The organism is Streptomyces yokosukanensis, assembly GCF_001514035.1.
In the GTDB taxonomy this organism is placed as follows: domain Bacteria; phylum Actinomycetota; class Actinomycetes; order Streptomycetales; family Streptomycetaceae; genus Streptomyces; species Streptomyces yokosukanensis.
Genome location: NZ_KQ948230.1, coordinates 1 through 18148, shown reverse-complemented (window position 1 = coordinate 18148; position 18148 = coordinate 1). Strand labels below are relative to the sequence as shown.

The window sequence follows — 18148 nt, the reverse complement described above, 5'->3', positions numbered from 1 at the left end:
TATGCGTCGATTACGGCTCGAATCCCAGCCATGGAGTCAGCGCGTCCCAAGCAAGACTGCACAGCCTCTGAGAGCGGGCCTCCACGAACTCGGCCGTCCACTCTTCCTCTCGCTGGGCAAGTGCAGCAACGAGAGGGAGGTAGCGGGCCTGGCGGACGATCTCTCCGGCTCCACTACCCAGCCTCAGCCCCTGTGCCTCCGCGTCGGCCAGCGTCTTCTCCGCTTCCTCAACCGTGGCCGCGGAGAGGGCTCGGAACATGAGGCGCTTCAGGTGCCAAGCCCGGTTACTCGCCGAGGCGTTCTCGACCGCCGGAAGAAGCGTCAGATTTCCGATCCTGTTGATGAGCTCGGGATCCTCGTACAGGTCCGCGTTCCAGCTACCGTTACTGCTTGGCGCCTGAGGAGCTACGTGTTCGATAGTGGCGAACGCCTCGTCATTCCAGCGTTCGAGTTCAAGTGTCTCGAGCAGCCCGCTCTTTCCACGAACGACAAGTCCTGGAGTTGCACTGTCCGGAGTCGAGTTCTGGGACGCCGCGAGAAGGAGAAGACGGGTCAGCGGCTTTGAGTGCTGGTACACGGGCGTCATGGCTGCCCGTGCCACCCATTGCTGCTTGTCGTAAATACCTTCGCTGCGAAGCTGCTCCTTCAGATAGGACTGCAATGCTTCGACCGGCGGGACTTCCGTAAGATCCCGCTCGAATCGCGCGAACCGCGGCATGCCTTCCTCTACGACGTGGGTCATGAGAGATCGGTAAACGCCGTCGATTCCTGCGGTGCTTCCAAAGCTTCCCCGCCAGAGCGCGTAGAAGGCAGCGCACGACCGGGCGGCAAGCAGGAACTGTCGAGCCGAAGACTCCACAGTTTCTGGCGAAGACAAGCGATGCGCGGCAAAATACCGAGTCAACAACCCGACAACAATGTCGTGTCCGCCTTCCCGCAGCGCTGCGAGGGCGATCCCCGCTTGCGTCCGCAGGGTGGCGTCGTCACAGCTGGGAACCTTCGTGGGACTGCCCCAGGGGCCCTCATAGAAACGAGCTACCTGGGCAAGGCCCGCGAGAACCTTGCGACGAGCCACGATGTCGGGGTCCTTGTCGAAGACCGTCCGCAGGTAGCGCCGCTGATCGTTGAGCCGCTTCGTGAGCTTGGTCCCATCCTGAAACATCGCGAAGGGGAGCAGAACACTGCTAGTGACAGTCTGACGCTTGTCAGCCGAGGAACTTCCCTCTCGATCAAGGTACGCTTCGACCACATCAAAATGGAGCTTCGACTCGGACTCCTGCCACTCATCCAAACCCTCTTCCTTGATGGCCCGGGGCTTGAACGTCTCGATTGCCGTGAGTGGCTGTCCCGTGGTGTTGAGGGCCTCGAACATGTCAAAGCCATAGTCTTCCCGCTTGGCTGTTACGACAGCCACCGTAACGCGATGCAGGAGGTAATTCGCGAAGACGATGAGCCGCGTCAGCGGCGTCATCTTGGCATCGTCCTCCAACTGCTCCACGACCGATGGAGGAAACTCGCTATTAAAAAGAGCGAATTGGAGGTTCTGCGACTGCCCTATGTCGGTACCGGTGGGCAGTTGGATGTCGTCCTCGCGCTTGACGCCTGCCCCTACCGCCTTGCGCAGCATCGACCTCATCTGGTCGCGCATGCGGTCCAAGTGCCGATAGGCTTCCAAGTCCACGCCGTCAGTTTTGTCTGGATCGATCGGAACGTGCCGGTAGGGTTTGACAGCATCCGGGTCTCGGGCGTACGCACCGTAAGACTCGAGGTAGTAACCGATGGGTGAGCGGTAGCGGGCTTCACCCTTGTTGCGAGACCACACGTCGTAGTACGAGCGAATCAGTCGCGGGTAGTAACGGTGCTCCCCGTAACGCATGTCCTCTTCGAAGCAATTCGACAAGCGACCCGTCACATCGAGCGCCTGATTATAGCACCAGACCGACGGTTCATCGTCGCGCGTGAGCTTCTCTGCCCGGACGCGAATCTCCTCATGCAAAACGGTCGTCAATAGGAGAAGTGTGGTCATCCTCTGCTGACCGTCGATGATAGTCATCACCTTGGAGGGAACTTGCGACCGATATTTCGGCTCGACGGTCGTGTAGTTGATATCCCGGAGAGCAATGACAGTGCCGAGGAAGCAGATCGAGTCTTCGAACTCAGCGAGCTGATCAAGACCGTGTGCGACATCACTGAGCAAGCGCCGGATTTTCGGCAGCTCCCAACTATACGCCCGCTGGTACGGAGGGATATAGAGACCTTGACCGGTCTCACTCAGGAACTGAGAAACTGAAAGAGGTGCCGCATCGAAGATCTCTTTAGTCTCCATGCCCTTGGTTTCTCCCCGTTACTACCCGATGGCCGTCAGTGAACTGCCTCTCATGGTCGCACATGAGGCCAGCACAGCGGCACGGAGGGAGCAATCCGACGCGATCTCTGCCCCAATACATGACGATTCGTCACCCCCGCTTCAAACGCTCGGCCTTGCCCGCCACGGGCCTGCGTGCAGCGTTGGGGCCAGGATGCGCCGAAAGAACTCTTACGGGAGGGCATCCTGGGAGGCTCTGGCAAAAAGGCGGCGCGGCCGTTATGCATCGGCCACGCCGCCCTTGCGCTTGTGTGTCAGAGGTGGCAGACGGAGCAGCCAGCCTCGTCGTCGTCGGAGTCGAGCGCGTCGGAGAGTACCTCCAGGAGGGGCCTGTTGGGCTTGATGCGCTTGGCCGCGCGCTCCAGGGCCGCCCGGTGCTTGGCCTCGATCTCTTCCTTGCGCTCTATGAGCTCCGGCAGCGACTCGCCCTGTGACCAGGTGTAGTTGCGGCCCTTCATGGCGGTGTGCCGGTAGCGGACCTTCTCTTCGTACTCGACGGCGCGGTCGAAGAGGTCGGGGTGACGCTCCTTGAGGCCGACCCACTCGTGCTTGCGCTGGAAGAAGCAGAAGTAGCAGCCGGAGCGCGTGCGCCACTCGTAGTAGCCGGGTAGGCCGATGCCGGCCTCTTCGAGGATCCGCATCACGCCGTCCTTGTCGATGCCATCCTCTCGGAAGGGGAAGACGGCCTCGATGTTCGGCTTGGTGCTGACGTAGCCCAGGCGGTTCTCGTCGGCGCGGATGGCGACATAGGAGATGACCTTGTCGTCACCGACCCAGTCCTCCAGAGGCTTGATCTTGAGATTTTTGGTGCACCAGCGCATCTGCGGGCTGGGCAGGGTGCCCTGGTAGACCTCCATCCAGTGGTCGAAGTCGCGGTCGGCGTTAAGTCGCACGATCGACTTGCCCAGCGCGGCCTCAAGCCGGTTCAGGTACTCGTACGTCTCTGGCAGCTCGGCGCCGGTGTCGCAGAAGAAGTACTCCATCTCCGGAACTCGGTCGCGCATGTAGACGGCGAGCGCAGACGAGTCCTTGCCACCGGAGATGCCGAGCACGTGCCGGACCTTCTTGGTGTCGGCTTCGTCGGTCATCCCTGTGCCTTCCTTTCACTCGCCGCTGTCGCGGCTTCGGTAACGCGCTGGGCGAGGGCAGCGAGAAGGATCCGTGCACCGTCCGGCCCGAGTGCCTTCTCCGCTCGCTTCAGGACGTCCGCAGCGAGCGTGTCGGCCTCGCCGCGTGCCTGCTCGGGTACGTAGATCAACGTGCGCTGCTCCACGCCTGCGCTGTCCGTCAAGGTCAACAACTGGGCGTCGAGTTTCTCTTCCCGGCTCCGGACTTCGCGTCCGGCGTGGTGCAGATGTCCGACGCGGTCGAGAGCTGCGGCCATCGCCCGGGCCTTCTGGGGGAAGACCTTGGCTTCGTGATCATTCCAGTCTCCGAGGGCGGAGTTGGTCAGACGCACGACGATGGGTTCCAGCCAGTCGGCGTCTTCGAGGCTGTCGCTGAGGACGAAGTCGACGAAGCCCCGCAGTTCTGGTGTCAGCACGGCGTCTGCGAAGCCTCGCAACCGGGCTGCCAGCTGAGTGCGCAGCTTGGACAGCTCGGCCGGCAGGCGGAACTCCTGGGCAAGGACGCGGACGACCTCTGCGCGGAGCTTATTTTCGATGGCGACGAGTTCGTCGGCGGCCGCGGTGAGGCGTTCGACGTAGGTGTTCGCCGCCTCTGCGCTGGCCCGTGTGCGTGCTGGAACCTCGGGGAGCCCAAGGGCCTTGGGCAGGGCGTGGAAGACCAGCTCATCGGGGTCCACCGCCTTGGCGATGGCGGTGCGCACGGCGCGTGCATCGGCGGAGATGTTCTTGGTGCTGCGGGCGTACTTGTTGAGGTCGGCCACCCGCGTGATCAGCGCACTGGCGACGGCGAGGAGGTCGGGGTTGCGTAGAGCCTTGGAGCGTGGTGCTTCTACACCGAGAGAAACCATCAGCTTCTTGATGATGCTGCCCCGCTGGCCGTCTCCGGCTGGCGTGTACTTCACCGAGAAGCGTCCTGGGCCCTTGACGAGGCGCTCGACGGCGTCAATGGTCAGCCGGGGGAGGTAGGTGCCTTCCTCGAACAGGGCGACGTCGTGCCGGCGGATGATCAGGGCCGGAACCAGGAAGACCGGGACAACGCCGGCCTTGAGCCCGAAGGGGGGGCTCATCAGGACACGGATGACCTCTTCCATGCTGACCCGCTCGGTGGCACCGGTCAGTACCTCATTGAGGGCATTCCAGGCGGGCTGGGCGTGCTCATGGCCCTCACCGGGTGGGGAGAAGCCGTACGGCAGCAGGCTTTCGTGATGGCTCTCGGCCTGCGCCTCTCCGTTCTCGCGATGCAGGCCGAGGTAGGCCAGAACACCGTGATAGATGGCTCGTTCGGCTTTGTACCCGGTGAGGCCGAGGTTCTCCTTGCCCGAGGCAGAGAGCATGGCCGTTAGCAGTATGCCGCGGGCCTGGGCGGCCTGGCTCGTCAGGACGTGCCGGCCGAGCATCTCGTTGCGGATGTGCGGGGTGTGCGGGTACACCGATTCGCAGGCGAGGGAGACTAGGCCGCTCAGACTCCGGGCCGTCAGGCCGGATGCGGCGGGTTTTTCGCCAGGGGCGATCCCGGTGTGCCACAGGCTCCAGGACGCTTGGGGGGAGGGCGGGTAGAAGGCGTCCTGCAGCAGCTCCAGCAGTTCGGCCTCGGCCTGCACGAGGCGCTCCATGACTTCGCGTCGGGCGACGTGGTCGATGTCCTGCTGGCTGCTGAGTTCCTTCAACGCGACGAGGTAGGTGGCCGTGGTCAGCACCACGTCGGAGTCGGCGGTAGTGCCGACGAGAACCGGCAGGGGCGAGTGCACGGTGGGCCGGTCGGCATCGGTACCGAGGTGGAAGACGACGAGGCCGTCGGCGGGCTCCCTCAGCTCATCCGGGGCAGCGACGGTCTTGGTCTCCGGGCCACTGACCGCGGTGTAGAACACGCGCATCATGCCGGTGATCTGGCTGTGGCGGCTGGCCACGAAAGCCTGGGGAATGAGGCTGCCGAGCCGGTCGATGACCGCAGCGTCGTCGAAGTGGCTAATGATGTCCTTGAGCCGACCGTCGATGTCGACGTCGGTTCCTTGCCAGACTCGGTATTCGCCGCTGAACTCGCGGTAAACCACGAAGCCCCGGCGGACGAGGTCGGCAAGCCGCTCTTCGAGTGCCGAGAAGGCGGCGGGATCAGCGACCTCGGTGGGGTCGTGGAGGGCGAAGTGGATCATCGGCGCGGTGGCGCTGAGGGCCCCATCGGAGTCGATCAGGTTGAGGACGCCAATGGTCTTCAGTACGTCCTGGTCGACATCCGGGAGGCCGTTGGCGTCCCGAATCCGTGAGTCGACCTCGATCCACCGGCTTGCGTTGGCGGAAGCAAGCAGGGTCGTGCGCCCGGAGTTGAGGAAGTAGTCGTACAGCTGCGGCAGCCGCACCGTGCTGGCGTGCTCTACGTTCTGGTCGCTGTGCTGGGCCAGCGAGTGGCGGACCGTATTGGGCTCCCCGCTGTTGAGGAAACCCGACAGGCTGCGGTCGTGCTGGCCGATCTGGGCGGCAAGGATCGGCGCAGCCAGGGCCGTGATGGGGTGCAGCGGGTAGAGGTCGGCAAAGTGGTCGGAGCCGAGTTCGGCGAGAACGCCGAGACCGTGCTGGGTCCAGAGATCCGCGGATGCCTCGGCGGAGGCGTTGATCAGAGCCTGCCCCGCAGAGTCGACGGCCGAGCGGTCGAGGCGGCGGCGCAGCAGGTGCAGGGAGTCGCCGTGGTGGGGAACGAAGGTGATGTCCTCGAAGCGTCCCTGAATCTTGGCCCATTCGCGGGTCTTGAGTTCGCTGGACCGTGAGGCGTAGTCCATGAACGACAGGTGCTGCAAGGTCATCAGGTAGACGGGCAGCCCGTTGGGGCCGGCCGCCCTCTCCGCGAGTTCCTGCAGTAGGAACAAGTCGTGCTGGGCGTCGGCGAACTCGTTGTGGCTGGCAAGGTGTTCCAGCGTCTTGCCGAACTCGTCGATGACGATGAGCAGAGGCTGCTGTCCGTCCGCCGTCAGAGCCGTGACGGCGCCGAGAATCTCCTTGGCCCCGGCCCGGTCCGGGTCGGCGCACGCCTCTAGGGCGGTGGAGATGGCCTTCGGGACGCGCTTGCCCCAGCGTCGCGCCGCCGCTGTGTGCAGGGCGCGGGAGAGGGTGGCGACGACGGATTCGCGGCGCGCGGTGGCCACGCCGCCGAGGAATCCCTCGGGGGCGATGGCATCGCGGGCTGCGGCAAGGCGCTGAGCGAGGGCGGGGCTGGCCTCTTCGAGGATGCGCTCGGCCTCGCTGCGGCGCTGGGCATCCCGCCCCAGCAGCGCGTCGATGATGTTGGACAGGGTGGACTTGCCGGAGCCGTAGGGGCCGGTGAACGACCAGGCTCGGGTGCGGCGCTGATCGGCCAGTGCACTCGCGATGCGTTCCAGGACGTCCACGGCCCGCGCGCCGACGTAGGGATCGTGCAGCGCGTCCTCGACGTCGCGCTCGAGGTTGGTCGAGCGCATCTGGGAGCCGACGAGTTCGATGCCGGCGGGGAACTGCGGAGCGGAGCTCGACGGGCTACTCGGGGTCCGCGTGGAGGTTGCGGTGGTCACGCGGTCTCCTTAGCAAAGAGTGTGTCGGTGGTGTCGTCCGTGTCTGTGGCGTCCGTGGCCTTCGTGGCGAGTTCCTTCTGCTCGGCCTCGGCGAGCTTGGGGAACGTGGCGGCCCACTCCTCGCGGGTGGGGAAGCCGGGACGGCGGGTGACGAAGTCGTATTGCTCGTCGAGCACTTCCCACGCCAGATCGAAGGGGTCTGCCGAGAAGGCGAGGCTTCGCTGTCCCACGGCCTCGGTCAGGTCGAGCTGCGGGTGATCCGCGGCGACCTTCTGCAGCGCCGTGACGATCTCGTTCTCCCGGACGCGGAAGGCACGCCCCGGGGAGCCCGGCTCGTTGGCGAGCCGGGCCACAGAGATCGAGTTGGCCTGGCGGGAGAACTTGGCGGCGTAGTCAAGACAGGCATAGGCCAGGACCCGGGCAGGCAACGAGGTGCGGTGCCCGCTGGTGAACTGCCACTCGGCATTTCCGCGCGTCCCGACAAAGGTCAGCAGGTCAAGGTCGCGGAACGGGCATGCGAGCAGGTCCTCGTAACTGCCCGGCGAACCCGCCTTCTCCGGGGCGCTACGCGCGTACATCTTGGTGAGGCACTCGATGTCCTTGACGATCGACGCCTCCTCCGGGCTCTTGTCGTAGGAGAAGTTCACATGCCGGGTAACCACCTGCGTCATGTCCGCGACCGTGAACCGGGAGAACGGCGCGAGGTGGAAGGCCGTGTACCAGGCCGGCGCGTGGCTCTTCGCCCCGGGACGGGACGACACCAACCACCAGTGCAACAGCCACAAGCTGCCGTTCTCCTCCAGATACGGGTCCGCTCCGTCCTCGTCCAGGAGCCAGCGTGCTTCCCAGGTGGGGTAAGAAAACTTGGCCTGTGTGCCCTTCGTCGGATTGCACTCACGAGTCAGCTTGAACGCGCGCGACCAGTAGCGCATGGCGTTGACCATGTTCTTGCCCACGCCGAACCGCACCGGGGCATCAGCCGCGAGGAACGCACCCTGATCGCGTTTGACCTGCATGTACGCCTTGTGCAGCCAGCCGAAGCGGGGCGCGAACGTTTCGTGTCGCGCGAAGGAATAAAGGGCGGCTTCCCCAAGCCGGCTGTCTGACATCCGGGGCCTCTCTGTGTCCAATGCGATCGTTCTAACGAGGTTGGTAAACGGGGTAACGGTCAGCGTGGACCGTCGGCTTCGGCCAGCGCGGCCCGAACCTGCGACACAGCGCGTTTGATGGCTCGCGCCGCGTGATCAATCTCGGCACCCGTGGTGGCGTAGCCCAGCGAGAATCGGATCGTGCTGTCGGCATCCGCGCGGGACAGCCCCATCGCCAGGAGCACGTGGCTCGGCGTCGGAGCGCCGGACGCGCAGGCGCTGCCCTCCGAGGCAGCGACGTCGGGCATGGCCGCCAGGACCGCGTCCGCAGGCACCCCCGGAAAAGTAATACTCGTCACGCCCGGCAGGCGCTGATCGCGCCGGCCGTTGATACGGCAATCAGGCAGAGCGCCGGTGACAAGGTCTTCGAGGCGGTCACGCAGGGCTGCGACACGCTCGGCCTCCTCACCGAGGCCGCGCGCCGCGGCCTCGGCCGCTGCTCCCATGCCGATGATCCCTGCCACGTTCAGGGTGCCCGCGCGCCAGCCCCGCTCCTGTCCGCCCCCCACAAGGAGCGGCCGGTGCGGGAGCGGCGACCCACGGCGCACATACAGGGCACCGACTCCCTGTGGTCCGCCAAACTTATGGGCAGACAGTGACAAAAGGTCGACGTCGAGCTCAGCGACATCCACCGGGAGGCGGCCGACGAGCTGCGTGGCGTCCGTGTGGACGAGCGCGCCGGCTTCACGGGCTGCCTTGGCCGCGGCGCGGAGATCGGTGAGGACGCCGGTCTCATTGTTCGCCGCCATCAGGGAAACCACTCCCCCGGAACGCGCAGCGAAGACCTGCTCGAGGGCGCCGAGATCCACCAGGCCGTCGCCGTCGACCGGCAGAAGTACAAGATCTTCGGGGCTCTCGGCGGTGACCGCGCGGGCCGTCTCAAGGACAGCCGGATGCTCAACGGGGCTTGTGACCAAGGGGCTTCCAGCACAGAACGCGGCCCGGAGGGCGAGATTGTTCGCCTCGGTCGCCCCGGAGGTAAAGATGATCTCGCCGGGCGAGCAGCCAAGAAGATCGGCTAGCTGCCGACGGGCGACATCGACCCGATGAGCCGCCTGCCGGCCCGGTTGGTGCATGCTTGAAGCGTTGCCGACCGATTGCATGGCCTCGACGACGGCTGCGAGAGCCTCAGGCCGGATCGGAGCGGTGGCGTTGTAGTCAAAATAGGACATACTCGCCCCATTTGGCCCGTTCATCATCTGCCACCCCACCTCGCTCGTGTCGCACACCAATGTACTGCTGGGGGAAGCCTCACCCCGCATCCGGGGTTCCACCAGCAGCGCCGTGATCCTAGTCGCGAGCCGAGATCCACTCTTTGAATCACTCGAACGCGTGGTGTCGCAAGCCATTTACCGAATGAATGTTCTATATCTCGCGCTCACAGGCAAGCCGCATGCCGAAATATCCGGGTTGCGGGCGGGAAGGCGGGCGGCTGCACGGCCAAATGCCCTCCCTGGCTGGGCTTTTAGCCTGATGCTGCTCCTGTTGTCAGTGGCCCCGATTAGGGTGGTCCGAACGCTGCAACGTCGCAGTATCTGCACGTTGAAGCGCTGCTTGGTGTGCGTTGAGCTGGGGGAGGAACTTCGCGATGCTGGTTGGTCCTGTGCGGGCGGCTCACGGCTTGCCGTCAGCCGCATCGGTCAGGTGAGGCTGTGACGACTTGGTCACCGGGAATACCCTTCGAGGCAGTCCTGGCAAACGCTCCCATGGACTACATCCGCCGGCACCTCGGCAAGGAGCTGTGCGGCCTCCTTGACCTCATCGAAGGAGGCACGGCGGGTGATGAGCGATTGCGAGCCGTCGCCGCGATCGCGATCGACGCCGAGCTCCTGGTGGCAGACGAGGACGAGCGCGCCGTACTGCTCGGCCTCGTTCCCGGTCCCAAGCAGGCGGAACTGGCCCAACGGCTCGGGTCGCTGGGCGACGAGCAACCGCTGCACTATCTGCACACGCTGAAGTGGACGCCTGACGAACGCCGGAAACTTCTGGAATTCCTCGGCTTCACGGTAGAGCGCGCGCAGCCTCAAGTCCCCGCCTACAAACGGGAGACAGCACCCGACTACGCCCTATTCCCCCATCAGCTCCGCGCGGCGCGCCGGACCAAAGAGCTGCTGTACGACGGCCCCCGCCGGGCCGTGCTGCACCTGCCGACGGGCGTTGGCAAGACACGGACCGGCATGAGCATGATCTGCGACCACCTGCGACAGTACGGACCGACCCTGGTGGTGTGGCTGGCCCACGGGCAGGAACTGCTGGAGCAGGCCGCGGCCGAGTTCGAACGCGCCTGGAGCAAGGTCGGCGACCGTCCCCTGCCGGTTCTCCGTGTGTGGGGCAGCGCTTCCCCTGACCTTGCGAACGTGACCGACGGACTGATTGTCCTCGGGCTGGAGAAGGCCGTCTCAACCGCCAAGTCGGACCCACAGTTCCTGCGCACCTTGGCCACCCGCACCACTTTGACCGTGTTCGACGAGGCACATCAGATCATCGCCCCCACGTTTCAGGGCGTAGTCGACGACCTGACGGTACGCCAGGACTCCAGTCTACTGGGCCTCACCGCGACCCCGGGCCGCACGTGGGCGGACATCGCCAAGGACGAGGAACTGGCCGACTTCTTCTCCCGCCAGAAGGTCATGCTGGAGATCGAGGGCTACACGAACCCCGTGACAGCCCTTATCGATCAGGGCTACCTGGCCAAACCGATCATGCGCACGGTGGCTGCGGAAGCCGGCATGCATCTGTCCGCCCGGGATCAGCAGAACTTGGCGCGAGCGTTCGAGATCCCGGACAGCATCATCGCCGAGCTCGCGAAGGACAAGCAGTGGAACCTCAAGGTTGTCCAGACAATCATGGAGCTGCTTGAGAAGCAGCACCGCCGCATCCTCGTGTTCGCGGCATCGGTGCATCACTGCCGACTCATCGCCTCTGTGCTGTCCGCGGCCGGCCTCGACGCGGTATTCGTGACCGGCGAGTCCTCGCCGCGGCACCGAAGCGACGCCATCCGTCGTTTCAAGAGCGCCGCGCGGCGCCCGATGATCCTCTGCAACTTCGGAGTCCTGACCACGGGCTTCGATGCGCCGGCAGCCAGCGCCGCCGTCATCGCCCGGCCGACCAAGTCCCTGGTGCTGTACAGCCAGATGGTCGGCCGGGTCATCCGCGGCCCCAAGGCCGGCGGAACCGAAACCTGCGAGATCGTCACCGTCGTCGACCCGGAGCTCCCTGGGTTCGGCGATGTCGCCGAAGCATTCACCAACTGGGAAGATGTATGGGAGACAGCGTGACCGGCGAAGGAAGCAACTACCGGATCGTCAGCCCTTCGCTGACCGTCAAGGCCATGCGCGACAGCGGCTACAAGAACACCGCCTACGCGCTCGCCGAGCTGATCGACAACAGCATCGACGCGGAAGCCGGGCTGGTACAGGTCTTCGCCTGCGAAAAGCCGTTCGAAGGGGCGACTCAGACCAGATATCGGGTGGAAACGATCGCTGTCCTCGACGACGGCAAGGGCATGGACAAGGACCTCCTGCGTCGCGCCCTGAAGTACGGAGACGGCCTCGGCGACGACCGTAATCGCATCGGACGCTTCGGTATGGGCCTGCCCAACTCCAGTATGTCCCAGTGCACCAGGGTCGATGTCTGGTCGTGGACCAACACTGCCGCGAACGCCCTGTGGACCTATCTCGACCTTGAGGAGATCGCTGCCGGACGCGACGACGTTCCCGAGCCCGAGCTTCGTCGGGTGCCGGCTTACTGGGACGGTCTGAGCGAGGCTCCCCTCGGGAGAAGCGGCACGCTCGTCGTGTGGTCCAACCTCGACCGCGTCAAGTGGCACGGTGCGGGGGCCACCCTGCGCAACACCGCGGAGTTGATCGGCCGCATTTACCGGCACTACCTGAAGGACGGCGCCGTAACCATCAAGATGGCACCCGTCCGCGAGGGCGAAGTAATCGATGATGAGAAGAAGGGTTGGTACTACGCCGAGCCCAACGATCCGCTGTACCTGATGGACAAGAGCGGGACGCCTGAACCCTTCAACAGCACACCCATGTTCGAGCCGTTTGGTGTGGGCAACGAGGGCGAACCAGGCGTCTACCCCTTCCCGATCCTCACTCCGGACGGAACGAAGCACACCGTGACAGTACGGGCATCCATCGCGCGGCCCGAAGCCCGCCGCCCCAACGTTCCCGGTCACCCGTGGCCTGACTCGGCGAACCCAAACCGTGACGGTGGTTGGCAGCCTTGGGGCAAGCATGCTGCCAGGAACATCGGGATCTCACTGGTCCGTCAAGGCCGAGAGCTTGATCTCGATTCGAGTTGGGCAATCGGCTACAACCCGGTCGAACGCTGGTGGGGTCTGGAGGTGGACTTCCCTCCAGAACTCGACGAGGTCTTCGGAGTCACGAACAACAAGCAGACTGCCACCGTGTTTTCGTCTCTGTCAGATTTCGACTGGTTTACCGAGAAGGACTCGGACGAGACTCCCAAGGCATTCAGGGACCGCCTGAAGGAGTTTGGTGACCCGCGCGAGCCACTGCTAGCCCTTGCCCAGTTCCTGGTGGAGCTTCTGAAGAAGATGCGCCGGAAACTGGACCAACAGACCTTTGGTAGCCGCGGGGGTCGGCAGCGGCACGACAAGGACGTCACTTCCAAGGCCACGGATGCCGTCAAACGGCGCCATGAGGACGGGCATACTGGTACGACCGACCGCCTCGCAAAGGACGCAACGGAAGCCGATAAGCGCCAAGAGCAACTAGCCGCGCTTACCGAGCGACACCACGTAGACGAGCACACCGCTCAGTCCCTGGTCGACGAAGCATTGGAGAACGACTGGCGCGTTCGCTGGATCTCCAGCCCCCAGGACTCATCCGCCTTCTTCAACATCGACCTGCTCGCCGGCATGCTTCAGGTGTCCTTCAATACAGAGCATCCTCTGCACAGCAAGCTGATGGCCGTTCTTGAGGACGTGCCCGAGAACGCGAACGAAGCGGAACTCCGCCAACGGCTCGCACGTGCGACCGAAACCTTTAAGCTGCTCATCTTCTCCTGGGCACGGATGGAAGACGAGATCCCCAGCAAGAAGGATCGCCGGGTGATTGCGGATGCCCGAAGTGACTGGGGCCGGTACGCCCGTGACTTCATCGAGGACGGGAGCGAAGAGGAGTGACGCAGCCAGACCATGTCTGGCAGCAGATCTTGGGCATGGTGGAGGACGCTTCCGAGGAGGTGGTCATCATCGCCCCCTTCATCAAGAAGGCGATCTTTGACGAGACCATCGCCGTGGTGCCCTCCTCCGTCCAGAAGATCACGTGTGTCACGCGCTGGACCCCGGCAGAGGTAGCCGCCGGGGTCTCGGACCCGGAGATCATCGAAGCTGCCCAGAGCGACGACCGCATTTCCATTGCCTTGTGTCCGTCCCTCCACGCCAAGCTCTATCGTGCCGACGGCCGCTGTCTGGTCGGCTCTGCCAACCTGACCGGCAAAGCCACTGGACGCGTGCCGAACGCCAACGTGGAACTTCTGCTGGAGGTGCCGATCGATCACCCCGAAGTACAGCGCGTCCTCTGCCAGATCAACACCCGCTCGACCATAGCCACACCCCACATGGCAGCCCTCGTACGGCAGCAGGCAGAACTCCTGAGAAGCGAGCGCGTCACTCCGCCGTCTGAGGACGAAGCAGCCCCGTATTGGTTCCCGGAGACAAGGAGACCGGCGAACGTCTACGCCCTTTACAGCGGGCGACAGAGATTCACCTCGCTGGTCGAGGCCGGCATCGTACGAGACCTGGCCATGCTCGATGTTCCCGCCGGCCTCCCGGAAGACGCCTTCAACAGCGAGGTCGAGGCTCGTCTGCATGCGATTCCGGAACTCGGTCAGCTGACGACAGAACAGCGTCTCAGCAACATCGAGCTCCAACGGGCCATCGCCGAGCGGACGGGGGACACAGAAGATCAGGCGCGCAGAACGGCCGAGACGCTCGCGGCCTGGCTCCAGCACTTCGGCCGGTACTACGCCGAAGTGGGCTCGTGGGAGCTGCGACCCGGCATAGAGCACGCCTAAGATCACAGCCGCGGCGTGGCCAGCACACCGCCGACGAACACGAGCACAGGGTGATGGGGAAGGCCGTCTCATGGCAGAGGTACGCGTCCCGTTCCTCCTCGGGCACGCCGAGATCGCCTTCCTCTTCCACGTTGAGCGGCAGACATCCCAGAGATGGCGGACAGCCGGCACGCTCGCTGAGCCCGACCTGATCGCATCCGGCAATCCGTACTGGCTGCTGAGCACGGCCATGCGACTCGACGGCGAAGGCGACCGCATCGCCGACCGGGAACGGCTATCGACCTACAAGGCCGGTATCCCTCATGGTTACGACCCGGGGGACAAGGAGAACCTCCCGGTCGTCGTCGGTATCCAGGAAGCAGCACGCGTGCTCGGTCAGAACGCGCAGACCATCTCTCGGTGGCGGAACCGGCACAAGATCGCAGAGGCCGACCTGCTCGTCTCCGGCTCGCCGCTCTGGCTCCTCGAAACGATCCTGGACGACGCGCGGCAGCGGCAGCGAACCGTCGTGGCCTCCGAAGTCGCCGCGCTCCGTGCAGGACAGCGCACTCCTCAGAAGCCCCGTGGCCGAAGGCTGAGCGCCCCGGAGGCAAGTCCGCCGCGACAGCCACCGCCTGCCGCACAGACGTTCACCAGCGATAACCACAGCGCCGCAGCTGAGTTTCTGGCGTCCGTTCTGGCTCAGGGATACTCCGTCACCATCAAGCCCCGGCGATAACTCATCATCACGGCCCATGCCAGCCCACGCCCCCGTTGAACTCGATGTTCGCCGACAGCGGCGAGAGAAACACTTGCCTTGATCAGGCGCCATCCATAATGTCTCTCACATGTCGATCTTGCAGCGCACCCACGGAGCCCATGACGCCAACCCCACCGACTCCGTCCCACAGACCGCTTCCTGGCAGCCCGACCCCATGAAGGTCGTCTCCTACGGAGGCGGCGTGCAATCGACGGCACTACTGGTATTGGCGGCCCGTAGGGAGATCGACTTCGAGACCTTCCTCTTCGCCAACGTGGGCGATGACAGCGAACACCCGGCAACACTCGCCTACGTTCGTGAGGTCGCCATGCCGTACGCCGCCCAGGCGGGCCTCGATGTCCAAGAGCTCAGGCGGCGCCGGCGCGATGGAACGAGCGAGACGCTCATGCAGCGTTTGCACCGGCCGGCCACGAGGTCGATTCCAATCCCTGTGCGCATGGCAAACGGGGCTCCTGGCCGACGCAACTGCACGGCGGACTTCAAGATCAAGGTGATTGGACGGTGGCTTCGAGAGCACGGGGCCACAGCAGAGCATCCGGCTGCGGTGGGTATCGGTATATCCCTCGACGAGATCCACCGCGCCAACCGGCGTCGGCGAGAGCCTCACGAGATCATCGAGTATCCGCTTCTCGATCTCGGACTCCGCAGGACCGACTGTGAGCGCCTCATCACGGAGGCGGGCCTGCCAGTGCCGCCGAAAAGCTCCTGCTTCTTCTGCCCCTTCCGCACTGTCGACGCTTGGCGGCACCAGCGCAGGCACGAACCCGAGCTGTTCGCCCTCTCGGTGGAGCTGGAAGAGACGATCAACGAACGCCGGGCTGCACTCGGACGTGATGCCGTCTACCTCACGCGGTACGGCCGCCCGCTCGCGCAGGCAATCCCTGAAGAGGGCTTGGCGAGCTGTGACGCCGACGACGGGGACGGTTCATGCGACTCCGGCTGGTGCATGACCTGAGTCAAGGGGTACGGCCGGGGACGGAAGCTGATCCTTCCGTCCCCGGCCTTCGCTTCGCACCAACGAACGAACCACCGTTCGGGTCGGATCCCTAGGTCAGAGCTCCGGCGGCTCGCCAGGCTCAAGGTGGAGAACCGCCAGGTATTCGCTGTAGGGCATCTCTTCATCCACCCACCGACTGCCGTCAGCGCCATCTGGGATCAACCTGCCGTCGAAGAGGTACTTGTCCTCATCGAGAAGCACAACACCCCCCTCGTTCATGGCCGCGGCGAGCAGAACCTGTATGCCCAGCATGACGGCCGTGGTCGCTTCCCTGGCAGCACAGATTTCCTCGTGACCAGTTGCGTGGATCTTCGCATCCACATCGTCGATCGGCGCCGGGATTCCTGCGAGCCCGTGCACCGTCTGACGGTGCAAAGCCATCGCTGCGGCGACACCGGAGGCGACGGACGCAGCGGTGTCGCTGGGCTGATTCCGTACGTGACCTGTGAGGTGCTGAGCGACCGCGCGTGAGTGCATTGGCCAGACGTAGGTGCGGTGAGACAACTGGCGCTCCGCCCTCTCGATGGCGGCAACAGGCTGCGTGCAGTCCGGGTACAGCACTCTGACGAACCCTTCGAGCGCCGCCCGAACGTAGCCGAGCCGCACGAGGTGCAGCTGCCACTCCTCCATCATCTCCGACCAGACGACGTCGAAGTCGCCGCCGGCCGCACACATGCCCCCGTCGTCGTACGACATATCGAGGGTAACCGTACGCAGCCCCTGGGCAAGGCGGAGCCACCTGTAAGCGTTCTCCCAACTGGCTTGCTCGGCTGCCCCACCGCCCGAGGCATGCTCCACCCAGTCGGTGAGTTCACGGATGTGATCCTCAGGCGCAGCAAGCGCGAGTGTGGGAGCGGTGCGGTACGAGGGCAGGCAGGCGCCCTCCGTGTGAGTGGTGGTCATGGAGGGAGCGTCTCATGTCGCACTGACAACGGTGACCGAGCTGAGCGCCTCTGTGGCCGATGCGACGGCTTCAGGTGCAGTCGGGACGCCGCACCAACCGATGTCCCCTCAACTCCCTTCCACATCGGGCCAGTTCGCGTTCCCAGCCCTCCTCCGTTCCGATCAGGTGGGGACTCTCGTACAGGCCGGCACGGACCTCGGCTTCTGTCAGACGCCGGTACTTCGGCGCGTCCGGGTCGTCTTCGGCCAGAAACTCGTGCTTGCGATGCAGAAGTGGTCGGTTGACTGAGTCTGCGTAAGAAGTGAAGGAGGACTTGAGGGTCCTCAAGTCGACGGCGTAGGAAGCGGCCAGTCGGGGGTGCGGGTCCGTGTCGAACTCCGGGTAGTCGAGCCAGCTGACGCCTCGGCCTTGGTGGCGGAGTTTCACGACCGACCACTCGCCAGGCCGGCCGGCGGCGATGCTGGCGCACTGCTCGTACAGGCGCAGCACGGTCGGGATGCGATGGAGAGCGCGGCGGTGGACGTACAGAGCAGTGGCTGTGAACTTTCCGGCGATCGACCCGTTCATGGCTCGGCGGACGTAGGCGTCATCGCGCAGCTTGAACAGCAGGCGGTCTGCCCGCTTGCATGCCTCCGTGTACGACGGAAAGAAGGCGCGGATGTCGAGCTGGACGGGAAGTGGCAGGCTGCTTGCCGGGCCTCGGCCATGGAACAACTCGACGGCGAGGAAGAGCAGCGTGTCGAGAGCAGCCCGTTCTGCACCCCGTTCCACCTTCACGGGGTCCGCCTCCTGCTCGGCAAGGCGTTTCAGCTCGGCGGGACGGAGGTGACCGAGGAGGCTAATGATCGGCTGCGGCATTTCCTCCAGCTGCGGCATCCGGCCGCGCTGTTCCAAGTGGGCGACGACCGCACTGATCGCCGATGCGGTGTCCTCGGATGCCAACCACTCGCCATCAGGCGCGATCTGTCGGGCCAGGTAGCTGAGGCGTGCCGAGTCGTCCTTGAAGGCGTAAACGATGCCGGGCGCCGCTGACAAGCAGCGCACGCCCGTGGCTTCCTCGACATAGTCCCGGAGCTCTCCCGCGGCGTAAAGGTGCTGGAATGTCCGGCGCTGGGTGAGGATGCCGTCACCGTACTCGATCCCCTTGATCTGGTTGCGCTCCCAGCGCAACCGCGCAGACACCACCAGCACGGAGCCAGCCAGCTCCCAGGCTCGCAGGAGCGTCCGACGCCGTTCTGCGGGGTCCTCGATGACATT

12 protein-coding genes are annotated in these 18148 nt (G+C 64.8%); 5 read left to right on the top strand and 7 right to left on the bottom strand.

Annotated elements, in window-relative coordinates; translation table 11 throughout:
• Positions 1 to 10 precede the first annotated feature (10 nt).
• The 5 genes from AQI95_RS39285 to AQI95_RS39265 all read right to left on the bottom strand — a co-directional run bounded on the left by AQI95_RS39285 (position 11) and on the right by AQI95_RS39265 (position 9348).
• Positions 11 to 2326 carry a DUF262 domain-containing protein gene (locus AQI95_RS39285; RefSeq protein WP_067135523.1) on the bottom strand — a complete coding sequence of 772 codons (2316 nt, stop codon included), beginning with the start codon at positions 2324 to 2326 and terminating at the stop codon, positions 11 to 13.
• 293 nt (positions 2327 to 2619) lie between these two features.
• Positions 2620 to 3453 (bottom strand): phosphoadenosine phosphosulfate reductase family protein, encoded by an 834-nt coding sequence (locus AQI95_RS39280; protein WP_067135521.1) that lies wholly within the window; start codon positions 3451 to 3453, stop codon positions 2620 to 2622.
• Positions 3450 to 6938, bottom strand: coding sequence for an ATP-binding protein (locus AQI95_RS39275; protein ID WP_208614377.1), 3489 nt, complete (start codon positions 6936 to 6938; stop codon positions 3450 to 3452). The genes AQI95_RS39280 and AQI95_RS39275 overlap by 4 nt, the downstream gene beginning before the upstream one ends.
• 86 nt (positions 6939 to 7024) lie before the next feature.
• Complete coding sequence (locus tag AQI95_RS39270; RefSeq protein ID WP_037642090.1) at positions 7025 to 8137, bottom strand: DUF4007 family protein; 1113 nt, start codon at positions 8135 to 8137, stop codon at positions 7025 to 7027.
• A gap of 59 nt (positions 8138 to 8196) precedes the next feature.
• On the bottom strand, positions 8197 to 9348 hold the full coding sequence (locus AQI95_RS39265; protein ID WP_244189008.1) for a cysteine desulfurase family protein: 1152 nt from the start codon (positions 9346 to 9348) through the stop codon (positions 8197 to 8199).
• A gap of 534 nt (positions 9349 to 9882) precedes the next feature.
• On the opposite strand from AQI95_RS39265, the gene AQI95_RS39260 reads away from it, so the two are divergent.
• The 5 genes from AQI95_RS39260 (at position 9883) to AQI95_RS39240 (ending at position 15945) form a co-directional block, all read left to right on the top strand.
• A complete protein-coding gene (locus AQI95_RS39260; protein WP_079071835.1) occupies positions 9883 to 11454 on the top strand; it encodes a DEAD/DEAH box helicase in 1572 nt (523 codons plus the stop codon).
• Positions 11451 to 13337 carry an ATP-binding protein gene (locus AQI95_RS39255; protein WP_244189007.1) on the top strand — a complete coding sequence of 629 codons (1887 nt, stop codon included), beginning with the start codon at positions 11451 to 11453 and terminating at the stop codon, positions 13335 to 13337. Before AQI95_RS39260 ends, AQI95_RS39255 begins: the two co-directional genes overlap by 4 nt.
• The gene (locus AQI95_RS39250; protein WP_079071834.1) at positions 13334 to 14230 is read left to right on the top strand and encodes a phospholipase D family protein; all 897 of its coding nucleotides are present in this window, start codon (positions 13334 to 13336) and stop codon (positions 14228 to 14230) included. The genes AQI95_RS39255 and AQI95_RS39250 overlap by 4 nt, the downstream gene beginning before the upstream one ends.
• A gap of 70 nt (positions 14231 to 14300) precedes the next feature.
• Positions 14301 to 14948 carry a hypothetical protein gene (locus AQI95_RS39245; protein WP_067135515.1) on the top strand — a complete coding sequence of 216 codons (648 nt, stop codon included), beginning with the start codon at positions 14301 to 14303 and terminating at the stop codon, positions 14946 to 14948.
• Positions 14949 to 15144: 196 nt separating this feature from the next.
• The gene (locus tag AQI95_RS39240) at positions 15145 to 15945 is read left to right on the top strand and encodes an adenine nucleotide alpha hydrolase family protein (RefSeq protein WP_067135668.1); all 801 of its coding nucleotides are present in this window, start codon (positions 15145 to 15147) and stop codon (positions 15943 to 15945) included.
• A gap of 96 nt (positions 15946 to 16041) precedes the next feature.
• Here AQI95_RS39240 and AQI95_RS39235 read toward each other — a convergent pair whose 3' ends face one another.
• Both AQI95_RS39235 and AQI95_RS39230 read right to left on the bottom strand, forming a co-directional pair.
• Positions 16042 to 16890: a hypothetical protein gene (locus tag AQI95_RS39235; protein ID WP_067135513.1), complete on the bottom strand. Its 849-nt coding sequence runs from the start codon at positions 16888 to 16890 to the stop codon at positions 16042 to 16044.
• A 70-nt stretch (positions 16891 to 16960) separates the two neighbouring features.
• Positions 16961 to 18148 (bottom strand): DNA phosphorothioation-associated putative methyltransferase (locus AQI95_RS39230; RefSeq protein ID WP_244189005.1); only part of this gene is annotated, 1188 nt, incomplete at its 5' end.